Annotated in this window: 1 rRNA gene (running past one end of the window); it reads right to left on the reverse strand. The window is 56.9% G+C overall.

The features are described from left to right. Positions 1 to 1,278 (reverse strand): 23S ribosomal RNA (locus tag AB0H86_RS43655); it reaches 1,242 nt to the left of the window's first position. Positions 1,279 to 1,373 lie beyond the last annotated feature (95 nt).

Below are 1,373 nucleotides of genomic sequence, written 5' to 3' on the forward strand. Positions count from 1 at the left end.
TGTACGAATGACACGACTTCGGCGGTACGCTTGAGCCCCGCTACATTGTCGGCGCGGAATCACTAGACCAGTGAGCTATTACGCACTCTTTCAAGGGTGGCTGCTTCTAAGCCAACCTCCTGGTTGTCTGTGCGACTCCACATCCTTTCCCACTTAGCGTACGCTTAGGGGCCTTAGTCGATGCTCTGGGCTGTTTCCCTCTCGACCATGGAGCTTATCCCCCACAGTCTCACTGCCGCGCTCTCACTTACCGGCATTCGGAGTTTGGCTAAGGTCAGTAACCCGGTAGGGCCCATCGCCTATCCAGTGCTCTACCTCCGGCAAGAAACACACGACGCTGCACCTAAATGCATTTCGGGGAGAACCAGCTATCACGGAGTTTGATTGGCCTTTCACCCCTAACCACAGGTCATCCCCCAGGTTTTCAACCCTGGTGGGTTCGGTCCTCCACGAAGTCTTACCTCCGCTTCAACCTGCCCATGGCTAGATCACTCCGCTTCGGGTCTTGAGCGTGCTACTCAAACGCCCTATTAGGACTCGCTTTCGCTACGGCTACCCCACCCGGGTTAACCTCGCAACACACCGCAAACTCGCAGGCTCATTCTTCAAAAGGCACGCAGTCACGACGCACCAAGCAAGCTTGATGCGCGACGCTCCCACGGCTTGTAGGCACACGGTTTCAGGTACTATTTCACTCCGCTCCCGCGGTACTTTTCACCATTCCCTCACGGTACTATCCGCTATCGGTCACCAGGGAATATTTAGGCTTAGCGGGTGGTCCCGCCAGATTCACACGGGATTTCTCGGGCCCCGTGCTACTTGGGTGTCTCTTAAACGAGCCGTTGATGTTTCGACTACGGGGGTCTTACCCTCTACGCCGGACCTTTCGCATGTCCTTCGCCTACATCAACGGTTTCTGACTCGCCTCACGATCGGCAGACCGTGAAAAAGAGATCCCACAACCCCGTATACGCAACCCCTGCCGGGTCTCACACGTATACGGTTTAGCCTCATCCGGTTTCGCTCGCCACTACTCCCGGAATCACGGTTGTTTTCTCTTCCTGCGGGTACTGAGATGTTTCACTTCCCCGCGTTCCCTCCACTTGCCCTATGTGTTCAGGCAAGGGTGACAGCCCATGACGACTGCCGGGTTTCCCCATTCGGACACCCCCGGATCAAAGCCTGGTTGACGACTCCCCGGGGCCTATCGTGGCCTCCCACGTCCTTCATCGGTTCCTGGTGCCAAGGCATCCACCGTGCGCCCTTAAAAACTTGGCCACAGATGCTCGCGTCCACTGTGCAGTTCTCAAACAACGACCAGCCACCCATCACCCTGCCCTCACAGGCAAGTTCACTGGGGCCGGCAACTGAAG

The organism is Streptomyces sp. NPDC050997, assembly GCF_040660135.1.
GTDB lineage: Bacteria > Actinomycetota > Actinomycetes > Streptomycetales > Streptomycetaceae > Streptomyces.